This window comes from Klebsiella sp. BIGb0132 (genome assembly GCF_024810075.1).
GTDB lineage: Bacteria > Pseudomonadota > Gammaproteobacteria > Enterobacterales > Enterobacteriaceae > Klebsiella > Klebsiella terrigena.
Map to the genome: position 1 here is coordinate 620,582 of NZ_JANUDW010000002.1, position 21,295 is coordinate 641,876.

Consider the following 21,295-nt stretch of genomic DNA (forward strand, 5'->3'; position numbering starts at 1 on the left):
CGCGCTGTGTCTTATTCCACGCAATCTCTTCGCGTCATCGCGCGCTTCCTGGCACCTAATCCGCTGAATTAACACAAACTATTCCGCTATACGCGAGCTGGCACGGGCTGTGCTTGAGGCACAGACAGGGTTTGCCGCCAGCTGATGCGGCGAAGATGCCTCTCACCTTCGAGGAATGAACAATGTCCGGAAAAATGAAAACAATGGATGGCAACGCTGCGGCGGCCTGGATCTCCTACGCCTTTACCGATGTGGCGGCTATCTACCCGATCACGCCCTCCACGCCGATGGCGGAAAACGTCGATGAATGGGCGGCACAGGGGAAAAAGAACCTGTTTGGCCAGCCGGTGCGCTTGATGGAGATGCAATCGGAAGCCGGCGCCGCGGGGGCGGTGCACGGGGCGCTGCAGGCCGGGGCGCTCACCACCACCTATACCGCGTCGCAGGGGCTGCTGCTGATGATCCCCAACCTCTACAAAATTGCCGGTGAGCTGCTGCCGGGGGTTTTTCACGTCAGCGCCCGGGCGCTGGCGACCAATTCGCTCAATATCTTCGGCGATCATCAGGACGTGATGGCGGTTCGCCAGACCGGCTGCGCGATGCTGGCGGAGAACAACGTTCAGCAGGTGATGGACCTCTCCGCCGTGGCGCACCTGGCGGCGATAAAGGGGCGTATCCCGTTCATTAATTTCTTCGACGGCTTTCGCACCTCGCACGAAATTCAAAAAATCGAGGTGCTGGAGTATGAGCAGCTGGAAACGCTGCTTGACCGGCCCGCGCTGGAGAGCTTTCGCCGTAACGCGCTGCATCCGGATCATCCGGTCATTCGCGGCACCGCGCAAAACCCGGACATCTACTTTCAGGAGCGGGAAGCGGGGAACCGCTTTTACCAGGCTCTTCCCGAGCTGGTAGAAGGCTATATGGCGCAAATCAGCGCCATTACCGGACGGGAGTACCATCTGTTCAACTATTCCGGTGCGGCGGATGCCGAACGGGTGATTATCGCGATGGGATCGGTGTGCGACACCGTCCAGGAGGTGGTGGAGACGCTGAACGCGGCGGGAGAGAAGGTCGGCTTGCTCAGCGTGCACCTGTTCCGCCCCTTTTCGCTGGCGCACTTCTTTGCTCAGCTGCCGACATCCGTCCGGCGCATTGCCGTACTCGATCGTACTAAGGAGCCCGGGGCCCAGGCCGAGCCGCTGTGTCTGGAGATTAAAAACGCTTTCTATCAGCACGACGATCCGCCGCTGATTGTCGGCGGCCGCTATGCGCTGGGCGGGAAGGACGTTTTGCCCAACGATATCGCCGCCGTGTTTGACAATCTCAACAGGCCGCTGCCGATGGATGGCTTCACGCTGGGGATTGTCGATGATGTCACCTTTACCTCATTGCCGCCGCGCCAGAAGGCGCTGGAGGTTTCTCACGCCGGCATCACCGCCTGTAAATTCTGGGGGATGGGCTCGGACGGCACGGTTGGGGCGAATAAAAGCGCGATCAAGATTATCGGCGACAGGACCGATCTCTACGCGCAGGCCTATTTTTCCTACGACTCGAAAAAATCCGGCGGCATTACCGTGTCGCACCTGCGCTTCGGCGACCGGCCAATTACCTCGCCCTATCTGATCCACCGGGCGGATTTTATCTCCTGTTCGCAGCAGTCCTGGGTTGAACGCTATGAGCTGCTGGATGGGTTAAAGCCGGGTGGCACCTTTTTGCTCAACTGCAGCTGGTCCGATGCCGAGCTTGAGCAGCACCTGCCCGCCGGGTTTAAGCGCTATCTGGCGCGGGAAAATATCCGCTTTTACACCCTCAACGCCGTAGATATTGCCCGCGAACTGGGGCTGGGCGGGCGCTTTAATATGCTGATGCAGGCGGCGTTCTTTAAGCTGGCGGCGATTATCGATCCGCAGACCGCCGCGAACTATCTCAAGCAGGCGGTGGAAAAGAGCTACGGTAACAAGGGGGCAAGCGTCATTGAGATGAACCAGCGGGCAATTGATCTCGGCATGGCGTCGCTGCATCAGGTAACGGTTCCGCCGCACTGGGCGACGCTGGATGAACCGACCCCGCAGCTCTCGGCCCTGATGCCGGACTTCATCCGCGACATCCTGCAGCCGATGAACCGCCAGCGCGGCGACCAGCTGCCGGTTAGCGCCTTTATCGGCATGGAGGACGGCACTTTTCCGTCGGGTACCGCCGCATGGGAGAAGCGCGGCATTGCGCTGGAGGTGCCGGTCTGGGATCCCGACGGCTGTACGCAGTGTAACCAGTGCGCCTTCATCTGCCCTCACGCGGCGATCCGCCCGGCGCTGCTGAGCGGCGACGAGCTGGATGCGGCGCCGGCGGCGCTGTTGAGCAAGCCCGCTCAGGGGGCGAAGGAGTACGGCTACCATCTGGCTATCTCGCCGCTGGACTGCTCCGGCTGCGGTAACTGCGTCGATACCTGTCCTTCACGCGGCAAGGCGTTGAAAATGCAGCCTCTCGATAGCCAGCGCCGAATGGCGCCGGTCTGGGACTACGCGCTGGCGCTGGCGCCGAAAAGCAATCCGTTTCGTAAAACCACGGTTAAAGGCAGCCAGTTTGAGACGCCGCTGCTGGAGTTTTCCGGCGCCTGCGCCGGCTGCGGGGAGACGCCCTATGCGCGCCTGATCACCCAGCTTTTTGGCGACCGGATGATGATTGCCAACGCCACCGGATGCTCCTCTATCTGGGGGGCCAGCGCGCCATCCATTCCCTATACCACCAACCATCGCGGCCATGGCCCGGCGTGGGCAAACTCGCTGTTTGAAGACAATGCCGAGTTTGGCCTCGGCATGATGCTCGGCGGCCAGGCTATCCGCAAACAGATCGCCGATGATATGACCTCGGCGCTGGCGCTGCCGGTGAGCGAGGCGCTTAAAGCGGCGATGAGCCAGTGGCTGGCGCAGCAGGATGAGGGGGAGGGAACCCGCGAGCGCGCGGACCGGCTAAGCGAACAACTGGCGCAGGAGAAAGAGCAGTCTCCGCTGCTCGAGCAGCTCTGGCAGAACCGGGACTACTTTACCCGACGCTCGCAGTGGATATTTGGCGGTGACGGCTGGGCGTACGATATCGGCTTCGGCGGTCTCGATCACGTGCTGGCCAGCGGGGAGGACGTCAATATCCTGGTGTTTGATACCGAGGTCTACTCCAATACCGGCGGGCAGTCGTCGAAATCGACCCCGACGGCGGCTATCGCCAAATTCGCCGCCCAGGGCAAACGCACCGGTAAGAAAGACCTCGGCATGATGGCGATGAGCTACGGCAATGTCTACGTCGCGCAGATTGCGATGGGGGCCGATAAAGATCAGACCCTGCGCGCGATTGCCGAAGCCGAGGCCTGGCCGGGACCGTCGCTGGTGATTGCCTATGCCGCCTGCATCAACCACGGGCTGAAGGCCGGGATGAGCTGCAGCCAGCGGGAGGCGAAACGCGCGGTGGCGGCGGGATACTGGCATCTGTGGCGCTATCATCCGCAGCGCAAGGCGGAAGGCAGGACGCCGTTTGTCCTTGATTCCGAAGAGCCTGAAGAGAGCTTCCGCGACTTTCTGCTCGGCGAGGTGCGCTATGCCTCGCTGCACAAAACCACGCCACATCTCGCGGACGCGCTGTTCGAACGGACGGAGGAGGATGCCAAAGAGCGGTTCAGGAAGTATCAGTCGCTGGCCGGGGACGAATAACGCCGAGCCGCAGAGTCGGGATGAAAGGAGACAATGCAGAGGGATTTGCTCTTTAACGACTTTCCGTAACCAATGTTGACAGGGGAACGCTATGTTTACCGGTATTGTCCAGGGGATGGCGAAAGTGCTGTCCATTGAAGAAAAAAGCCATTTCCGCAGCCACTCCGTAGAGCTGCCCGCGGCTATGCTGGCGGGGCTCGAACCCGGCAGCTCGGTGGCGAATAACGGCTGCTGTTTGACGGTCACGCGTATTGACGGCGCGCGGGTGAGCTTTGATTTAATGGACGAAACCCTGCGGGCGACCAGCCTCGGGGCGCTCAGGGAAGGTGACAGCGTGAACGTTGAGCGCGCCGCCAGATTCAATGACGAAATAGGCGGGCACCTGATGTCCGGCCATATTATGACCACCGCCGAAGTGGTGCAAATCGTGGCCTCTGAGCACAACCGTCAGATGTGGTTTAGGCTGCGGGACCCGGCGGCCATGAAGTATATCCTCTACAAAGGCTATATCGGCGTGGACGGGATCAGCCTGACCGTGGGTGAAGTGCTGCCGCTGCGTTTTTGCGTGCACCTGATCCCGGAGACGCTGCAGCGCACCACGCTGGGGGCGAAAAAGGTCGGTGAGCAGGTGAATATTGAAATCGATCCGCAGACTCAGGCGACGATCGATACCGTGGAGCGCGTGCTGGCCGCCGTCGCCGAAGAAAAGGGGCGCCAGGTCGCCCCGTTTGCTGCCTGGCCGCACCCTTAGCCTGTCACCTGGAGCACAATTTTGCCTATGTGATCCCCGCGCTCCATCCTGGCGTGCGCCAGCGGGGCATCCTCAAGGCGGAAAACCTGATCAATGACGGGCCGACACTGGCCCGACGCCAGCAGCGGCCAGACCTGCGCGCGGAGCTCAGCGGCGATGCGCGCCTTCTCCTGCGCGGTTCTTGCCCGCATGGTTGAACCGGTAATGGTCGCGCGCTTCAGCGCCATGGCCTGCAGGTCAACGCCGTCTGCGATGGCGCCGCCGAGGAAGCCGATCACCACCAGGCGGCCGTCGCGCGCCAGCGCGGTCAGATTCGACTTGAAGTAGGAGGCGCCCATGATGTCGAGAATAATATCGACACCGCGTCCCCGCGTCTGGCTGAGGATGGCGGCGGCAAAATCATCGGTACGATAGTTGATGGGTTGCCCCCCGAGGGCGGCAACGGCGGCGCATTTATCCTCCGAGCCTGCGGTGGCAAAGCACTCGATCCCGAAGGCTGCGCACAGCATCAGCGCGGTGGTGCCGATGCCGCTGGTGCCGCCGTGGATGAGGACCCGATCGCCGCGTTTGGCCTTAGCCATTTGAAACAGATTGGCCCACACGGTAAAGAACGTTTCCACTATCGCGGCAGCCTCGATCATGCTCACGCCCGTCGGGACCGGCAGGCACTGCGTCGCGGGTAGCAGGCAGTATTCCGCGTAGCCGCCGCCGTTGGTCAGGCCGCACACCTTGTCGCCGATTGCCCAATCAGTGACGTTGTCACCTATCGCCACAATATTCCCGGCCACTTCAAGGCCGGGTACCGGAGTGACGCCGTCGGGCATAGGGTACTTTCCCTGCCGCTGTATCACATCCGGACGGTTTACGCCCGCAGCGGCAACCTGCACCAGCACCTCATCGGGGCCGGGCAGCGGCAGGGGCGCTTTGCGAACCCGGAGCACCTCAGGTCCACCCGGAGCGGTTATTTCAACCTCGTTCATATATTCAGGTAATGGCATCGTTGTTCTCGTTGTCAGATTTCCGATTCACCGCGGCAGGGCGACTTAGCCTCGCCGGCGGCGAGTGCGGTTGAAAAGGGTTCATCCGCATTGGCGCCGTTCATCGCGTCGCGACGTCGGCAAGCAGCGTTTCTGCGGCCAGCTTGCCGGGATTGTTGGAGGCCAGCGGGCTGTCACCGGTCAACAGGCGCCGGTCTTTGTGGACTTTATCTTCAGCGGGATGACGATCGTCGGATGGTGAGCCGGTCATGATGATCTCCTTATGGGCGATTTACATTACAACTTTAGCTTAGGTAAACCGGCCACAGGCCGCAATGAGGGATAGCTTTCAGCGGCTGACTCCCGGAATCTTCTGGACACGCGGGTTAACGGCTGGAGATGAGGGCGGCCCGTTGTTGATGGCAGAGCAACGCTCGCCCTAACGATTGCGGTAGATCTGCCGCGTGATTGCTCTCCTGATTGACCGTGACGCGATAAAACGAACGCTTAAATACCCGCTCTGCCGCCGCTGAGGGGTATTTAAGCCGTGACGTCCTTTCAGGTTTAGTGATTAAGGTTTAGTGAATAACCTGCGACAGAAACGCGCGGGTACGTTCTGATTTTGGATGGGCGAAGAACTCCTGCGGCGGAGCCTGTTCGACAATCTCGCCGCGGTCCATAAAGATAACCCGGTCAGCGACCGTGCGCGCAAAGCCCATTTCATGGGTGACGCACAGCATCGTCATGCCGTCTTCCGCCAGGCCAATCATGGTATCGAGCACCTCTTTGACCATCTCCGGATCAAGCGCTGAGGTAGGTTCATCAAACAGCATGATTTTTGGCTTCATGCACAGTGAACGGGCAATGGCCACGCGCTGCTGCTGACCACCGGACAGCTGCCCCGGGAACTTATGCGCATGCTCAGCAATACGGACTCGCTGCAGATAGTGCATTGCCAGCGCTTCCGCTTCCTTCGTTGGCATCTTACGCACCCAGGTCGGCGCCAACGTACAGTTCTGCAAAACGGTCAGGTGAGGAAAAAGATTAAAGTGTTGAAATACCATGCCAACTTCAGTTCGCACCCGTTCTATGTTGCGGACATCATCGTTGAGATGAATGCCATCAACGACGATACGCCCTTGCTGATGTTCTTCCAGGTGATTGATGCAGCGGATGGTTGTCGATTTACCCGAGCCGGAGGGGCCGCAGAGTACAATCCGCTCGCGGGGCTTCACCTGCAGGTTAATATCTTTCAATACGTGGAACTGACCGTACCATTTATTCACATTTTCGAGCGAAATCATCATCGCTTCAGCAGAATTAGTCATAGAGTGTGTCATGTAAAACCTCAGTGCGATGTACGCCCGGTGTGAAAGCGCTTTTCCAGATACTGGCTGTAGCGCGACATGCTAAAACAGAAAATCCAGTAGACGAGAGCGGCAAAAACGTAACCCTCCGTCGACATGCCAAGCCAGGTGGGGTCAACCGTTGCCTGCTGTACGCTGCTGAAAAGATCGAACAGGCCGATGATGATCACCAGGCTGGTGTCTTTAAACAACGCGATGATGGTGTTGACCAGACCGGGAATAGTGAGCTTGAGCGCCTGGGGAAGAATGACCAGAAACTGTGTTTTCCAGTAACCCAGCGCCAGCGATTCAGCCGCTTCATACTGCCCTTTGGGCAGCGCCTGTAATCCGCCGCGCACCACTTCCGCGATGTAGGCCGACTGGAACAGAATAACCCCGACCAGCGCGCGCACCAGCTTATCGATGGTGGTACCTTCGGCCATAAACAGCGGCAGCATCACCGATGACATAAACAGCACGGTAATCAGCGGCACGCCGCGCCAGAACTCGATGAAAATCACCGACAGCGTGCGAACGACCGGCATGGTTGAACGACGTCCCAGCGCCAGCAAAATGCCCAATGGCAGCGCCCCGGCAACCCCGACAGAAGCGATAATCAGCGTCAGCGTCAGACCACCCCACTGGCGGGTCTCGACGCGATCGAGGCCCAAAAAACTGCCGTACAGCAGGACCCAGACGAGGATGGGATAGGCCAGCGCCCAGCAGGCGATATAGCGGCCCCGGCGCGGCATGGATTTGATAAACATAGGAATGATGGACAGCAGGCCAATCACCAGCGCGAGGTTGATGCGCCAGCGGAGCTCGTGCGGATAGAGCCCGTACATAAACTGGCCAAAGCGGGCGTGGATAAACACCCAGCAGGCGCCTTCTTTGGTACAGTCGGCGCGGGTTGTACCCAGCCAGTTTGCCTTGAACACCAGCCAGTTCAGAGCCGGGGGGATCAGGGTGCAGATAATCCACAGGCACAGCAGCGTCAGCAGCGTATTGAACCCGCTGGAGAAGAGATGCTTCCGTGCCCAGGCCCAGGCTTTACTCGCCGGGTTGGTGGGGACCGGGGGTGTTTCATGTGTGCTAACAGACATAGTCATTCCGTTCTCTTAACGCTCAACCAGCGCGATTTTGCGGTTGTAGATGTTCATCAGCAGCGAAATTATCAGACTGATGATCAGGTAGACCGCCATGGTGATGGCAATGGTCTCGATAGCCTGGCCGGTCTGATTCAGCACCGTACCGGCAAACAGCGAGACCATATCCGGGTAGCCGATCGCCGCCGCCAGCGACGAGTTTTTCACGATGTTGAGATACTGACTGGTCAGCGGTGGAATGATGACCCGCATTGCCTGGGGGATGATCACCTGCCGCATGGTCACCGGATTCGGCAAACCTAGCGAGCGGGCCGCTTCACTCTGTCCATGCGGGACCGACTGGATACCGGAGCGAATCACTTCAGCAATAAACGAAGAGGTGTAGATCGACAGCGCCAGCGTCAGCGAAGCCAGCTCCGGGATCATGACGAACCCGCCACGGAAGTTAAATCCACGGAGCTGCGGGACATCCCAGTGGGTGGCGGCGCCAAACAGCATATGCGCTATCAGCGGGAAGACGACGATTATCGCTGCGGCTATCGGCCATGTGCGGCGCAGCTGACCGGTCTTCAACTGGTGTTGGCGGTTGTAATGCCGTAATCCAATGCTGCCGGCGATCGCCAGCGCCAGGGCGATAACGAATGGCCAGCTGCCAGGCGCATAGGTGGGCCACGGGATGTAAAGACCGCGGTTGCTGACAAACGCCAGATCGAATGCGCTTAATGCCTCGCGTGGGCCAGGGAGATTACGCAGTACGGCGAAATACCAGAAGAAAATCTGCAACAACGGCGGAATATTGCGGAACGTCTCGATGTAAATGGTCGAGAGCTTGCGCAGCAGCCAGTTATCGGACAGACGCGCGAGACCGATAAAGAATCCGAGAATGGAGGCAAAAACAATGCACAGCGCGGAAACCAGCAGGGTATTGGTTAACCCCACAAGGAAGACGCGCGCGTAGGTGTCACCTTCAGTGTAATCAATCAGGTGTTGGATGATGCCGAAACCAGCACTGCGCTCAAGAAAACCAAAACCGGATGTAATACCGCGATTGGCCAGGTTGATCACCGTGTTGTGGATCAGATATCCCACAACGGCAAACACGGCGACAATGGCGACTATCTGGTAAAGCCAGGCGCGAACCGTAGGATTACCGAACGAAAAATCCCTTTTTACGGTTGGGCGTTGAGACATGTTGAAACCTCAATGAAAAAATCGCACCGGGTACCGCAGGGTGCGGTACCCAACTGGAAGGCAGATTAGCGTACCGGCGGTGCGTACTGGATGCCGCCCTGGTTCCAGAGCGCATTCTGGCCGCGCGCGATTTTCAGAGCGCTGTCTTTACCGACGTTGCGGTCAAAACTCTCCTGGTAGTTACCGACCTGTTTAATAATGTTGAACGCCCATTTATTGTCGAGCTTCAGGTCTTTGCCAAAGTCGCCTTCAGAGCCCAGCAGGTGAGCGATGTCCGGGTTGGACGGTTTTGCCGCCATCTGATCGACGTTTTTCGAGCTGATCCCCATTTCTTCAGCGTTGAGCATGGCGTACAGCGACCATTTAACGATAGTGAACCAGTCGTCATCCCCGCGGCGCACGACGGGCCCCAGAGGCTCTTTCGAAATAACTTCCGGCAGAACGATAAACTCATCCGGTTTGCCCAGCTTAATACGCAGCGCGTACAGCTGAGACTGGTCGGAAGCCAGGGTGTCGCAGCGGCCGCTGTCGAGCGCTTTCGCTGATTCGTCAGAGCGGTCGAAGGTCACCGGCGTATATTGCATTTTGTTGGCTTTGAAGTAATCGGCTACGTTCAGCTCGGTATCCGTACCGGCCTGGATGCAGACGGTGGCGCCATCCAGCTCTTTCGCGCTTTTGAGACCAGCCTTTTGATGGGTCAGGAAGCCGATGCCGTCATAATAGTTGACGCCCGCGAATATGAACCCCATACCGCCGTCGCGTGAAGAGGTCCAGGTGGTATTACGCGACAAAATATCCACTTCGCCGGATTGCAGGGCGGTAAAGCGCTCTTTTGCCGTCAGCGGGGTGTATTTAACCTTGCTGGCATCGCCAAACACCGCCGCCGCAGTCGCGCGACAGACGTCGACATCAATCCCGGTGAATTTGCCGTTCGCATCGGCGTAAGAGAAGCCCGGCAGACCATCACTGATGCCGCATTGAACAAACCCTTTCTTCTTAATTGCATCCAAAGTGGTGCCAGCATGTGCCTGCTGTGCGACCGCGAGCAGAGAGGCCGCGGCGACAAGGGTGGAGAACATTATCTTTTTCATAAATCATCCTGTGTGGATAAATCGTGTTGTTATGTGGTTGTGTTGAGCACTGTACCGTGCGTATTTTCCAGTGGCGGTCCGCCGTTTTCGTTAAGGCAATTTTGATGCCATGTTTATAGATCGCTGAAATTCATAGGAAGAGCGCTTTGTTATCTGAATCATCAGCAAAGTTACGGTTACGCATGAGCACTAAAAGGGAACAACACGAGTCATGGTGGGCAAAATGAGTGCAAAAGTTTCACGATAAGAAAGCAGCGTGCGCGACGAAGAAGGGCACATGCTGACGGGAGCGCGAGATTTACCGCTAAAACCTCAGCGTATTAACTGCAACTATCGTTACCATTAAGGGGGGTGCTGTTTCATTCGTTGCGAATGCAAAGGTGGCAAAACGCCAGGTATCATCCGGGATAACCGGCATCAGTTCATGCTGAAGATGCCAGGGTAATGTTTAATTCGTATTGGCAACATTCAGCCCCGACTGATAATAATATCGTGAGTTTAAAGCACCGTGCGGAAGCTCGGTTAGAATTGCCGCTTTTAGCCTGACGCTGATATTCGTTGGCGCGATAACTATTTTTCCTGTTTCTACGCACTATCGAGGGAGTTAATCTATGTCGATACAGGTCGGGATCTATATTTTTGATAATGTTGAAGTCCTCGATTTTGCCGGGCCTTATGAAGTCTTCACCTGTGCCTCCAGGGTTCATCGGGGCGAGATACCGTTGTTTAACGTCTTTACGGTAGGCGAAACGCGGGAAACCATACGGGCACGCGCAGGACTGCAGCTTTCCCCTGAAGCCACGATAGATAATCATCCCCCCATAGATTGCCTGATTATCCCCGGCGGGATTGTCGATGCGGAGCTGGCAAAGAGTGGCGTCATTGAATGGATATACCAGCAGTCGTTAAAAACGGTAATTACCGCCTCAGTGTGTACCGGCTCTTTTTTGCTCGCTAAATCCGGCATTTTATCCGCTAAATCCGCCACCACGCACTGGGAGGATATTGCAGATTTCCGCATGATGTTTCCACAAGTCTTAGTAAAAGAAGGATTGCGCTGGGTAGATGAGGGCGCCATTGTCTCCTCCGCCGGGATTTCAGCGGGTATTGATATGAGTCTACATTTAGTCGAACGTTTTTCTGACAGAGCGCTTGCGGAGCTTACCGCGAAACAGCTGGAATTTGACTGGACCGAGAACAAACCGACGATTTAGGGTGCTGATAGCCTCCAGCCTCCAGCCTCCAGCCTCCAGCCTCCAGCCTGCAGGTTCTTTGCTGGGCTAATGGCCTTAGCCGGCGCCGGGTGACCATAGCGGGCGCAGCAGTGAGCGGCTAAAAAAAGGATGTCACGCACGATCCGCGCCGATAAATAGCGGATCGTTCTTCTCTTCGCCTTTTATATCCTCGCAATAGTCTGAATATGCTATTTTCAGCAAAAATGGCAGACGGCGGAAATCTGTTTTTCAACTTTCGATATGTTTTTTTCTTGTTTGTCTTGATGGCCTTCGCGGCAATATAGTTTTCGAAAAGAAATAAATGCCACCGTTGCGCATTTATCAGGGATAGCTCGCTGCGAAAATAAGATAATGATTGCTATTAATAAAATCAGTAAAAGTTTTACTGGCGAACCCATACTAAAAGAGGTGTCGCTTTCCATTAATACCGGGGAAGTTATCTGCATTATTGGCCCGAGCGGCTCAGGAAAAACGACATTATTGCGCACGCTGAATTTTCTTGAGCCCGCCGATAGCGGGAAAATAGAGATCGATGATGCGGTTGTCGACTGCGCGAAAGCCGGAAAAAAAGAGATTGAAAAAATACGCGCGAAAACCGCAATGGTTTTTCAGTCCTGGAATTTGTTTCATAATCTCACCGCGTTGCAAAATATCACCGAAGGCCTGATTTATGCGCAAAAACGACCTCGTCAGGAGGCGGTGGCGGTCGCCGAACGTCTGCTAAAACAGGTCGGGCTATGGCATAAAAAAGACCATTATCCAAACAGCCTTTCTGGCGGGCAGAAACAGCGTATTGGCATTGCCCGCGCGTTGGCAATTAACCCGGCGGTGCTGTTGCTGGATGAACCGACTTCAGCCCTCGATCCGGAAAAAGTGGGCGAAGTCCTGACGCTTATCCAGGATATTGCCGCCAACGGGCAAACGATGATTATCGTGACTCATGAAATGGCGTTTGCCCGGCAGGTCGCCTCCAGAGTGGTGTTTATGGAAAATGGCGAGATCGTGGAGCAGGGGCCGCCTGAGCAGATTTTTGGGGCGGCGTTGCACACGCGGACGCAGGCGTTTTTGGCCCGATTACGTTTCCACGCCTGAGGTCAACGCGATGAATCCACAGCCGCTATTTACTCTCGACGATCTGCTGTTCATTGTGCCGAAATTACTGGAAAACCTGCCGGTCACGCTGGGTATTACGCTGGCCTCTCTGCTGCTCGGCCTGGCGCTTGGGCTGGTGGCGGCGGTCCTGCAGTTTAGCCGTTCATCGCTATTGAGCTGGCTGGCGAAAGCCTATACCGATGTGCTGCGCGGGGCGCCGCTGGCTCTGTTAATCCTGCTGTTCTTCTTCGGCGGCAAACTGATTCTCTCAGCACTTGAGCTGCCGGCATTACTGATTAGCGATATGACCTTTGCCATATTATCTATCTCGGTTGGCATTAGCCCCTATTTTGCAGAAATGCTGCGCTCGGCATGGAACGCCGTAGATCCAGGACAAAAAGAGGCGCTACGGAGTCTGAATATTCCCTGGTATATTGGCATCGCGCATGTCATTTTTCCGCAAGGACTCATTATCGCCATTCCCAACTTTGGCAATCTTTTAATCAACCTCGTAAAGATGACCTCGCTGGTTAATATTATTGGCATTGTCGATATTTTTGGCCGGGCACAGAAAATATCGCAGAACAGCTATGGTGCGAAGCAGGTCGCGGCATTTATTAGCGTCATTCTTATTTACTGGTTGCTTAACGTTATTATCTTTTATCTCACTACCCGCATTGAGAAAAAGTATCAATATTTACTGGAGTAAAACACGACTATGTTTAGCATCGATTTTATCCGGGATAATTTCACCTTTATACTCAGCGCACTACCGATAACCTTGCTGATTACCTTTTTATCGTTAATTTTCTCGACGCTGTCAGGAGCTATTCTGGCCTGGGTGATGATCCGCGACGTGCCTTACGTGAAATATCTGGTCACGGTGTTTATCTCTTTTGGCCGCTCGATCCCCATGCTGGTGATGCTCTATTTTGTTTTTTACGTCTGGCCGTGGCTTGCCAACGGGCTTTTTGGCGGACCGCAGGATACGCCGTTCAGCTACAAGCTCTCGCCGCTGGTGGCCGCCGTAGCCGCTTTTTCAGTGGTGTTTAGCGCGTACTTCGCAGAGACGTTTCGTTCGGCGTGGAATTCGGTTGAAAAGGGGCAGCGAGAGGCAGCATGGTCGATAGGCCTGACCGGTTTTACCCGGTTTCGGCGCATTATTTTCCCGCAGGCGGCGGTCTCCGCTTTACCCAACTACACCAGCGTCCTGATTGACCTGATCAAGGATACGTCGCTGGTTTATACCATCACGGTGGTTGATGTGATGGCAAAGGCGAATATTGCTGCGGCGCGTGGTTTTCATTACGTGGAGGCCTACTGCATCGTCCTGATTATTTATATTGCGCTCTGTCTGGTGCTTACCCGGATATTGCGACATATCGAGGAGTATCTCAGTAACCGGTGGAAAAACCATGCGCCAAAAGTGGTTCCATCTCACTCATTTTGGGGAAAGAAGTATGTTCAAAAATAAGGTGTTAATGTTGGGTTCGCTGCTGTTGGCAATGCAGGTAACGATGGCCCAGGCGGCCGAAAAAAGCGCGAATGCGCAAACCGTTGAGGTGGTGGTTAATGCGAACGGATTCCCGTTCAGCTTTGTGGATGATAATAACAATATTACCGGCTACGACGGTGAGTTATTAACAATCATCGATCGGCAGCTCACCAACTATAAGTTCCATTTTAATGCAGTCTCCCGGGATGCGATGATCGTCGGTTTGTCCACCGGCGCCTATACCCTCGCAGCGGATCATTTTTATCTCACGAAAGAGCGCGCGGCACAGTATGCGCACTCTGGCCAGCCTTCGGGTATCAGCGACCTGCGTTTAATTGTGCGTAACAACGAAAATGATATTCATACGCTGGGAGATCTTGCCGGCGGTAAGAAGAAACTGGTGCCGATTCATACATCTGATGCGCGCTATACCGTTATCGATAACTACAACAAAAAGCACCCAGGCCAGCAAATCAATCTCCAGCCGAACGGCGAGCAATCTGCCGCGGACATTTTCAAAGCCGTTGCCTCCGGAGAGTACGATGCGGCTATTTACCCGATTGGCGCATTATTGGCGTTAAACAAAGCCCTCAATCTTAATCTGAAAGCCTCTGAGTCCGTCGGCTTGTTCCCCAACGTCTATTTATACAAAAAGAATGCTGACCCGAAACTGATCGAAGCCATCGACAACGAGCTTGCCGCCCTCAAAAAAGACGGCACGCTCGCCGAACTGTCCCGCAAGTGGTACGACGAAGATGTTTACGCTTTACCGGGGGCGGAAAACGTCAAAGTGAACACCGACTGGGAATGATTTTTTAGGGGAGTGCTGCCTGATGAATACACAACAGCCCGCTTCGGGGCACAACGCGCCGAGCCTGGACGACGAGGTTACCCTTGCGCTGCGTGCGATCACCGAAAAGCGCGCCGCAACGCTTGGCTATTTGCTTGATGAATCCCGGCAGCGCAATCAGCCCGACGATTATGCGCGCGACGCTATCCGCCGTTATGGCCGTGATATCGGGCATTCCGTCCGCGCGAAGATGCGTCGCGGCAACGATTTGCAGGAGTTTGCCGCTCTTTTTACCCGCGGGCTGGAATCGCGGGTTTACGAAATGGAGACCGTTTCGGTCAGCCCGTCAGAGTTTATTGTGCTGTTCCATTATTGCCCTTACGTCAACTGCTGGCGTCAGCAGGGGCGCGATGCCCGCCAGATTGAGACGCTGTGTGATATCTGCATGGCAGGGGATCATGCGTTAACCGATGCATTCGAGAGCATGCAGTTAGCGGTTGAGGCCACGCTGGCACGGGGTGATGCTGCCTGCCGCCTGCGTTTTTCCCAGACTCAGGAGGCGTAATGACAACATTAAAATGGGATCACGCCGTTCAGTTTGTCAATCAGCCGAACGAAGCGATTGCCACGTTTGCCGGCCACAAGCTCAGCGCACTTGCCGGCGGGCGTCACCCCGGCTGGGGGACCTGGAATGCGCTCAGCTATTTCGGACTGACCTATATCGAATTTCTCGCCATCTACGATCGTGCCGAGCTGGCGTCGGCGCAGGCCGATTTTTTGCTCTCCCGCGACGCGGCACAGCTGCTGCCGGAAAACCAGGCGCTGCATCGGGTGGCGCTGCGCACGGATGATATTGACCAGACGCATGCGGAGTTGCGCAGCAAGGGGCTGAATGTCTCTCCGATTGTCGACGGCCAGCGTAACGATCCGCAGGGCAATATCATTAGCTGGCGTATTTTCACCGTCGATGGGGATTTTAACGGCCTGCCGTATCCCTTTATTCTGCAGTGGGGAGAGGGCGATGACGCACGGCTGACGCGGCTACGTGCTCAGGGGCTCGACGGGCCGCATCCCGCAGGCGAGGTCACATTGCAGAGCGCAGTTTTTGCGGTGCAAGACCCGCAGGCCGCGCGCGCGCACTGGCACGCGCTTTTCGGGTTCAATGAGCTGCCGGAGGGGCTGGCTGTCGGTCAACAGCGCTTTGTTTTTCTCCAGGGGCAGGACAACCGGCTAGTCGAACTGGTCTTTAACGTCTCTGACCCGGCGCTGAAAGGCCAACGCTTTCGCGTCGGTAACGGCGAATATCGCTTTCAATAAGGAGTCACTGCGCATGGCAAATGTACATTTTATTGGTGCCGGACAAATGGCGGAGGCCATTATTCGAGCCTCGCTGGCGGCGGGGACGCTTCGCGCGGAAGAGATTTCGCTGGAGGATATCGATCCTGACCGTATCGCTGCGCTCGCTGAACGCTATGGCCTGGCGCGGAAACCGCCGCAAGAGGATGCGCTGCGCGAGGCCGAACTGGTGGTGCTGGGGATCCGCCCGCAGGACAATTTGTCGAGCGTGGCCGAACGTATTCGGCCCCACCTTTCTGCCGCAACGACGACGATCTCGCTGATTGCCGGGGTGACGCTGCACAAACTCGAAACCGTATTGGGGGCGGAAAACCCCATTGCCCGGGTTATCCCTAATACGCTTACCGATACCGGCTTTGGCTACAGCGGGGTGGTTCTGAACGCGCAGGCAATTCCCGAACGGGTGGCGCCTTTTCTCAGCGGTTTTGGCAAGGTGCTTTACCTGCCGGAACGGCTTATTGATATCTTTACCGGCTTCGGCGTCGCCGGGCCGAACTACATTTATTACTTTATCGAGTCGTTTACCGATGCAGGCGTGCTGGCCGGCCTGTCGCGCGCGCAGGCAACTGAGGTGGTTCTGGAAAATCTGCAGGGGGCGATAGAGATGCTGCGCCTAAGCCAGAAACACCCGAGGCAGCTACTCGATATCAACAACTCCCCGGCTGGCGTCGGGATCCATGGGCTGTATGAGCTTAACAACAGCGATTTCGCTGCAGGTCTGCAACGCAGCGTGCTGGCGGCGGTGAAACGCACCCGTGAGTTGGGTGAGGCGCAGTAAACGTTATCAGGAGCGATCGCTATGAAGAGAAAAAACACGCTATTCCTCGCCGGACTCCTCTGTGTGATGGGGACGTTGGGCAGTTCTGCGGCCTGGTCGGTGACCCCGCAATCCCCGCTAGCCTGGGGGGAGCGCTGGAAAAATTTGCCGCCAACGCCAGCACCTGTCGCCGCGCTAAAACCCGCGTATGCCAGCGTAAACGGAATCCAGCTCTATTACGCCACCACCGGAGAGGGTGCACCGGTGGTTTTGCTCCACGGCGGGCTGGCGAATTCCGATTACTGGGGTCAACAGGTTGTGGCGCTGGCGAAACATCATAAGGTCATCGTGGTTGATAGCCGGGGCCATGGACGCAGCACGCGTGACGAGCGCCCTTACAGCTACGACTTAATGAGTGATGATGTGGTGGCGTTGCTCGATCATCTGAACATTAAGAAAGCGGATATTGTCGGCTGGAGCGATGGGGGAATTATTGGTATCGATTTGGCTATTCGCCATCCGACCCGCGTGAACCGCATTTTCTCCTTTGCCCCCAATACGAAAACCAGCGGCGTCAAACCTGATACCGAAAAGAACCCGGTCTTTGCCAGCTATATCGAGCGGGCCGGGAATGAATACCGCAAGCTGTCAAAAACGCCCGACCAGTACGATGCCTTTGTCGAACAGATAGGCCATATGTGGGCCACACAGCCGAACTGGAGCGATGACGATCTCAAGAAAATCACGGCTCCGGTGCTGATTGTTGATGGCGATCGTGACGAGGCCATTGTGCGGGAGCATCTGGAATATATTGCTAACACCATCCCGAATGCCGGGTTGTTGATTTTACCCAATACCAGCCACTTCGCGTTTATTCAGGCACCGAAAGAGTTCAACGAGGCTATCCTGAACTTTATCGATTACAAGTGAGATGCATGGCGGTGAAAAGAGTACCGCGAAGTAAAAGCTGAAATGAGCGAAAGGGTGTTAAAGACGATAACGATCCGGCATGGACGCCGTTTCGTGGCGCAGAATATGCGGCTGAACTGCGCTGTACAATCCGTATCGTGCATCTCCCGGGCGTGCTGAATATGCTAAAATTTGTACAGCTAAAAGCCCAGGACAAGCAGTCATCATACCAGCACTGTCGTCAATGTGAGGGAATATGGATAATGCGCGCTATAAACAGGATCGCCGGCAACGATATCCCACATGGCTGTGGTGCGGAAGTTTATTTCTGGCTACATGGCACTGTTCTGCGGATGAAATAAACCTGTACTCACTCAATACGGGCTCATACGTATATCATTTAACCAACAACCACGGGCAGTATACTGAGAATTTTGAAAATAACTTCATCTCCGTGGAGCGTAAATTCTCAGATGATTCAAAATATAGTTTTGTGCTGGGTACGATGAAAAACAGCTTTGATGACCGATGCCTGGCTGCCGGCGTAAGAAGAGATTGGGTAGGGTGGGATACCGGCTGGGTTTTCAAAGGAATATATGGCTACGTGGGTGAGTTTTTCTTTGATGCTTTCAGTGATTGCGGCGATCATGGGTCTTATCATGATTTTAAAAAAGCAACAGGAATAGGCTTTTCTCCCTATATCTATCATGGCTTTCAGTATAATTTTACCTCTTATTTTGGGATGGACGTTGGCATCATCATTCCATCCGTATTTGTCATTACGGCGCAGTGGAGCTTTAGGTAAAACCGGCGGCCTGCCATGCCTACAGGTAACCGGCGATTTCAATCTCGCGAATCGCAGCTGAATCAGTCAACTCATCGTATCTTTCAACGTAGACGCGCGCGGTAACGGCATAGGCGGGCGCGCAATTTTCGAACCTGCAGCGAATAACAACCATCAACCAATCCGGCCGCCCGAGCTTCCGACTTTACCCCCTGCATAAATCACATCACCATAAATAAGAATAATAATTATTTCCGTTAAGTAGTATGTTGTACTCGCTCTTGACGATAAATATTTCATCATGGCGGAACATAAGACTACGAGTGGGCGCCGACGCTACCTGTGCTGAGGTGCTGCATCAATATAATTTATGGGGATAAAATGATAAGAATATCAGTCCGCGCAGTGCTGTTGGCGTCCGCCGTTGCGATGTCAACCGCCACAACCGCATTTGCCGCCAGCCATTGGGAAACCGCGGATACGACCTTTCCTGGCAGTATCCGCGCCGGTTCAAGGGAAGTCCCTGTTAAGCCAGGCGATAAAACCGAAGTCACGATTAAGAACCTTCCGGCGGGGGCAACCGTCACCTTGCTGAATGGTGCTGAAGCCCTGACTCCGCAACCACTGACCGCCGACGGGGCGGGAACGCTCAATATTCCGCTGACCGTTCCGGCCACTGCCGAGATTGGCCTTCATCCGCTCACCGTTATCACGCAAAACCCCGCGAGCGTCTCGCAGGTCATGTTGAAGCTGTCCAAAATTGTTCCCCCGAAAAACGCCGATACCTTCAGGCTGCAAACGGTCCCCGTCGGCGAACGGGCGTACCAATCAGCCGTTTCAGCCGATGGGAAGCTGTTCGTGACCTCTGCGCGCGGGCCCAAGGACGGTAGCCGTCTACTGAGATTGAACGCCGGAACGCTGGCTGTCGAAGCGGAGGCCGTGCTGCCAAAAGATGAAAAGGGCAAACAAATTGGCGTCTTCGGCGTCGGTGTTGACAATGCCCATAAGCATGTCTGGACGACGAACACCCTTGCCGGGACGGTGACCGTGTATGACGCGAAGACGCTTTCCGTCGTCAAGGTCTTTCCGGAGGGTTCGGTCGCGCATCCACGCGATGTGATTATTGATGAAGCCCACAATCGGGCCTATGTCAGCGCTGCGCTGACCGGTTTTATCGAGGTATATGACACCAGCACGCTTGAGCACATCGGTCAGCTGGAGTTCGTGGCGGACCGTGGCCGCGACCTGTTTTACAGTACGGATCTGGCCCTCGACAGCAGCGAAGGGAAGCTCTACGGCGTCAGCCGCGATACGCCATGGGTAGGCTGGATTGATCTCAAAACGGGCAAGAGCACGACGGTGAAAGTACCCCAGGCGCAAGGTGCAACGGATATCGCTCGCGATCCGGCAACCGGCCGTCTGTATATCGCTTCCCAGGAGACGAACAACGTCGTGGTGCTTGATGCGAACGGCAAGCTTCTCGCTGATACCTATATTGGCGCCGGGGGCGTATCCGTCGTCTGGGATGCGGTGACGTCGCAGGTATTCGCCGCGACGCGCGCGGGTGGAACGGTTGCGGTTCTCGATCGGGACGGCAAGCTGGTCGCCAATATTCCGATGGACGATACGCCAAACAATCTGACCGTCGCGCCTGATGGCGCCGTTTATCTGGTGTCTATGTATGGCAGCGTCGGGGATAAGGTCCAAACGGGCTCGGTGACGAAAATCACGCCCAGGCAGTGACGGCATGAAGGCTGCGTGACGCGTGGCTTGGGGGGCCCCACCAGGTCCGGCATAATAATGAATCCCCAGCCGTCTATGGGCTGGGGATCCATCCGCGACCTCAAGTGACCAGACGGCCCTCGCTGTATTATTAAAGCAAGTACGTCTTAGGGAGCCTGTAAAATTAGTGGATGCAAATGGTGGGAGAGGCGATCCACGGTGATTTCGGGCGTTGCAAAAGCTCAGCGGGCGTGGCGATGCGCTCGCAGCTTCGACGACTGCGTGCGCGCTAACACCAGTTTTCCGCACAGCTGCGGGTCATGCGGTCATTACGATTGGAAGAAGACGATGCCTACAACTTTGCCGCGCCGCGCTTCGATGGCATAACACATGACAATTGAGAACTTCAGCAGTGAGTTGCTGAACGACGCGGAGTCCTGGCTGAATCGGTTGAAATAACTACAGGCAAAATAGAATACTGCACATCAGGCTCAGATGATAACGGAGTAACGAATGCGGGTTTCTGCAATCTCCCGTATCCGCTGCGTAATGGCCCGGTCATCGCGGCAGCTGCGGTAGTTGTAGACCGTGCGGCTCTGCATCATCAGCCGCCCCGATGCGGTACGCCGCCAGCAGATACTCCACCGCTTCGCGTTTCTGCACCGGCCTCAGAACTTTTTTCGGATGACGTCCTGCAGCATTTCCTTGTCCAGACTGAGATCGGCGACCAGCCGTTTCAGGTGGTGATTCTCTTCCTCCAGCTGGCGCAAGCGGCGCAGTTCCGTCACGCCCATGCCGCCAAACTTCTTCTTCCAGTTGTAAAACGTGGCCTCGGAAATCCCCATCTTTCTGCAGACTTCCTCCACCCGCGTGCCTGTTTCCGCCTGCTTCAGGGCAAAAGCAATCTGTTCTTCGGTATAACGGGTCTTTTTCATGCCGGATGACCTCATTTATTCAGGAAAAGAAAGGCCGGAAAAAACCACTTTACGCCGGTA

The 21,295-nt window shown here is 55.9% G+C and carries 18 protein-coding genes and 2 pseudogenes; 13 read left to right on the forward strand and 7 right to left on the reverse strand.

The window, feature by feature from the left end; translation table 11 throughout:
• Window positions 1-182 precede the first annotated feature (182 nt).
• Window positions 183-3,698 (forward strand): pyruvate:ferredoxin (flavodoxin) oxidoreductase, encoded by a 3,516-nt coding sequence (nifJ, locus tag M2416_RS09905; protein ID WP_259223604.1) that lies wholly within the window; start codon window positions 183-185, stop codon window positions 3,696-3,698.
• 91 nt (window positions 3,699-3,789) lie between these two features.
• Window positions 3,790-4,449, forward strand: coding sequence for a riboflavin synthase subunit alpha (locus tag M2416_RS09910; protein WP_259223605.1), 660 nt, complete (start codon window positions 3,790-3,792; stop codon window positions 4,447-4,449).
• On the opposite strand, the gene M2416_RS09915 is transcribed toward M2416_RS09910, so the two are convergent.
• From M2416_RS09915 to M2416_RS09940, 6 genes and pseudogenes are all read right to left on the reverse strand, one after another.
• Window positions 4,446-5,429, reverse strand: a complete 984-nt coding sequence (locus M2416_RS09915; RefSeq protein WP_259223981.1) for an NAD(P)H-quinone oxidoreductase — start codon at window positions 5,427-5,429, stop codon at window positions 4,446-4,448. The two genes, M2416_RS09910 and M2416_RS09915, sit on opposite strands and share 4 nt — an antisense overlap.
• Window positions 5,430-5,547: 118 nt before the next feature.
• Window positions 5,548-5,655, reverse strand: a pseudogene (locus M2416_RS09920) (glyoxalase III HchA); the annotation flags it as partial.
• A gap of 349 nt (window positions 5,656-6,004) precedes the next feature.
• Entirely contained in the window at window positions 6,005-6,766 is a 762-nt protein-coding gene (locus tag M2416_RS09925) for an amino acid ABC transporter ATP-binding protein (protein WP_041145581.1), read from the reverse strand.
• 8 nt (window positions 6,767-6,774) lie between these two features.
• Window positions 6,775-7,875 carry an amino acid ABC transporter permease gene (locus M2416_RS09930; protein ID WP_259223608.1) on the reverse strand — a complete coding sequence of 367 codons (1,101 nt, stop codon included), beginning with the start codon at window positions 7,873-7,875 and terminating at the stop codon, window positions 6,775-6,777.
• Window positions 7,876-7,890: 15 nt separating this feature from the next.
• Complete coding sequence (locus M2416_RS09935) at window positions 7,891-9,069, reverse strand: amino acid ABC transporter permease (protein WP_259223610.1); 1,179 nt, start codon at window positions 9,067-9,069, stop codon at window positions 7,891-7,893.
• A gap of 65 nt (window positions 9,070-9,134) precedes the next feature.
• Window positions 9,135-10,160 (reverse strand): amino acid ABC transporter substrate-binding protein, encoded by a 1,026-nt coding sequence (locus M2416_RS09940; protein ID WP_041145578.1) that lies wholly within the window; start codon window positions 10,158-10,160, stop codon window positions 9,135-9,137.
• Between the two features lie 611 nt (window positions 10,161-10,771).
• Here M2416_RS09940 and M2416_RS09945 point away from each other — a divergent pair.
• The 11 genes from M2416_RS09945 (at window position 10,772) to M2416_RS09995 (ending at window position 20,321) form a co-directional block, all read left to right on the forward strand.
• On the forward strand, window positions 10,772-11,374 hold the full coding sequence (locus tag M2416_RS09945) for a DJ-1/PfpI family protein (RefSeq protein ID WP_167691725.1): 603 nt from the start codon (window positions 10,772-10,774) through the stop codon (window positions 11,372-11,374).
• A gap of 372 nt (window positions 11,375-11,746) precedes the next feature.
• Window positions 11,747-12,487 carry an amino acid ABC transporter ATP-binding protein gene (locus M2416_RS09950; protein ID WP_076947545.1) on the forward strand — a complete coding sequence of 247 codons (741 nt, stop codon included), beginning with the start codon at window positions 11,747-11,749 and terminating at the stop codon, window positions 12,485-12,487.
• A 10-nt stretch (window positions 12,488-12,497) separates the two neighbouring features.
• Window positions 12,498-13,196, forward strand: a complete 699-nt coding sequence (locus M2416_RS09955) for an ABC transporter permease subunit (RefSeq protein WP_076947546.1) — start codon at window positions 12,498-12,500, stop codon at window positions 13,194-13,196.
• Window positions 13,197-13,205: 9 nt separating this feature from the next.
• Window positions 13,206-13,961 (forward strand): amino acid ABC transporter permease, encoded by a 756-nt coding sequence (locus M2416_RS09960; RefSeq protein ID WP_076947547.1) that lies wholly within the window; start codon window positions 13,206-13,208, stop codon window positions 13,959-13,961.
• On the forward strand, window positions 13,948-14,793 hold the full coding sequence (locus tag M2416_RS09965) for a transporter substrate-binding domain-containing protein (protein WP_259223982.1): 846 nt from the start codon (window positions 13,948-13,950) through the stop codon (window positions 14,791-14,793). Before M2416_RS09960 ends, M2416_RS09965 begins: the two co-directional genes overlap by 14 nt.
• Window positions 14,794-14,815: 22 nt before the next feature.
• Window positions 14,816-15,337 carry an L-2-amino-thiazoline-4-carboxylic acid hydrolase gene (locus M2416_RS09970; protein WP_259223617.1) on the forward strand — a complete coding sequence of 174 codons (522 nt, stop codon included), beginning with the start codon at window positions 14,816-14,818 and terminating at the stop codon, window positions 15,335-15,337.
• Window positions 15,337-16,089 carry a VOC family protein gene (locus M2416_RS09975; protein WP_076947550.1) on the forward strand — a complete coding sequence of 251 codons (753 nt, stop codon included), beginning with the start codon at window positions 15,337-15,339 and terminating at the stop codon, window positions 16,087-16,089. The genes M2416_RS09970 and M2416_RS09975 overlap by 1 nt, the downstream gene beginning before the upstream one ends.
• A 13-nt stretch (window positions 16,090-16,102) precedes the next feature.
• Window positions 16,103-16,906, forward strand: coding sequence for a pyrroline-5-carboxylate reductase family protein (locus tag M2416_RS09980; RefSeq protein ID WP_076947551.1), 804 nt, complete (start codon window positions 16,103-16,105; stop codon window positions 16,904-16,906).
• A 21-nt stretch (window positions 16,907-16,927) separates the two neighbouring features.
• Window positions 16,928-17,815 (forward strand): alpha/beta fold hydrolase, encoded by an 888-nt coding sequence (locus tag M2416_RS09985; RefSeq protein WP_259223620.1) that lies wholly within the window; start codon window positions 16,928-16,930, stop codon window positions 17,813-17,815.
• Between the two features lie 235 nt (window positions 17,816-18,050).
• On the forward strand, window positions 18,051-18,599 hold the full coding sequence (locus tag M2416_RS09990) for a hypothetical protein (RefSeq protein ID WP_254846115.1): 549 nt from the start codon (window positions 18,051-18,053) through the stop codon (window positions 18,597-18,599).
• A 360-nt stretch (window positions 18,600-18,959) separates the two neighbouring features.
• Window positions 18,960-20,321: a YncE family protein gene (locus M2416_RS09995; protein WP_310504011.1), complete on the forward strand. Its 1,362-nt coding sequence runs from the start codon at window positions 18,960-18,962 to the stop codon at window positions 20,319-20,321.
• Window positions 20,322-20,806: 485 nt separating this feature from the next.
• Here M2416_RS09995 and M2416_RS10000 read toward each other — a convergent pair.
• Window positions 20,807-21,235, reverse strand: a pseudogene (locus M2416_RS10000) (transposase); the annotation flags it as partial.
• Between the last annotated feature and the right edge of the window lie 60 nt (window positions 21,236-21,295).

Coding starts and splice junctions, on each gene's coding strand:
- nifJ (WP_259223604.1), top strand. CDS start 183: ATGTCCGGAAAAATGAAAACAATGGATGGCAACGCTGCGGCGGCCTGG.
- M2416_RS09910 (WP_259223605.1), top strand. CDS start 3,790: ATGTTTACCGGTATTGTCCAGGGGATGGCGAAAGTGCTGTCCATTGAA.
- M2416_RS09915 (WP_259223981.1), bottom strand. CDS start 5,429: ATGAACGAGGTTGAAATAACCGCTCCGGGTGGACCTGAGGTGCTCCGG.
- M2416_RS09925 (WP_041145581.1), bottom strand. CDS start 6,766: ATGACACACTCTATGACTAATTCTGCTGAAGCGATGATGATTTCGCTC.
- M2416_RS09930 (WP_259223608.1), bottom strand. CDS start 7,875: ATGTCTGTTAGCACACATGAAACACCCCCGGTCCCCACCAACCCGGCG.
- M2416_RS09935 (WP_259223610.1), bottom strand. CDS start 9,069: ATGTCTCAACGCCCAACCGTAAAAAGGGATTTTTCGTTCGGTAATCCT.
- M2416_RS09940 (WP_041145578.1), bottom strand. CDS start 10,160: ATGAAAAAGATAATGTTCTCCACCCTTGTCGCCGCGGCCTCTCTGCTC.
- M2416_RS09945 (WP_167691725.1), top strand. CDS start 10,772: ATGTCGATACAGGTCGGGATCTATATTTTTGATAATGTTGAAGTCCTC.
- M2416_RS09950 (WP_076947545.1), top strand. CDS start 11,747: ATGATTGCTATTAATAAAATCAGTAAAAGTTTTACTGGCGAACCCATA.
- M2416_RS09955 (WP_076947546.1), top strand. CDS start 12,498: ATGAATCCACAGCCGCTATTTACTCTCGACGATCTGCTGTTCATTGTG.
- M2416_RS09960 (WP_076947547.1), top strand. CDS start 13,206: ATGTTTAGCATCGATTTTATCCGGGATAATTTCACCTTTATACTCAGC.
- M2416_RS09965 (WP_259223982.1), top strand. CDS start 13,948: ATGTTCAAAAATAAGGTGTTAATGTTGGGTTCGCTGCTGTTGGCAATG.
- M2416_RS09970 (WP_259223617.1), top strand. CDS start 14,816: ATGAATACACAACAGCCCGCTTCGGGGCACAACGCGCCGAGCCTGGAC.
- M2416_RS09975 (WP_076947550.1), top strand. CDS start 15,337: ATGACAACATTAAAATGGGATCACGCCGTTCAGTTTGTCAATCAGCCG.
- M2416_RS09980 (WP_076947551.1), top strand. CDS start 16,103: ATGGCAAATGTACATTTTATTGGTGCCGGACAAATGGCGGAGGCCATT.
- M2416_RS09985 (WP_259223620.1), top strand. CDS start 16,928: ATGAAGAGAAAAAACACGCTATTCCTCGCCGGACTCCTCTGTGTGATG.
- M2416_RS09990 (WP_254846115.1), top strand. CDS start 18,051: ATGGATAATGCGCGCTATAAACAGGATCGCCGGCAACGATATCCCACA.
- M2416_RS09995 (WP_310504011.1), top strand. CDS start 18,960: ATGATAAGAATATCAGTCCGCGCAGTGCTGTTGGCGTCCGCCGTTGCG.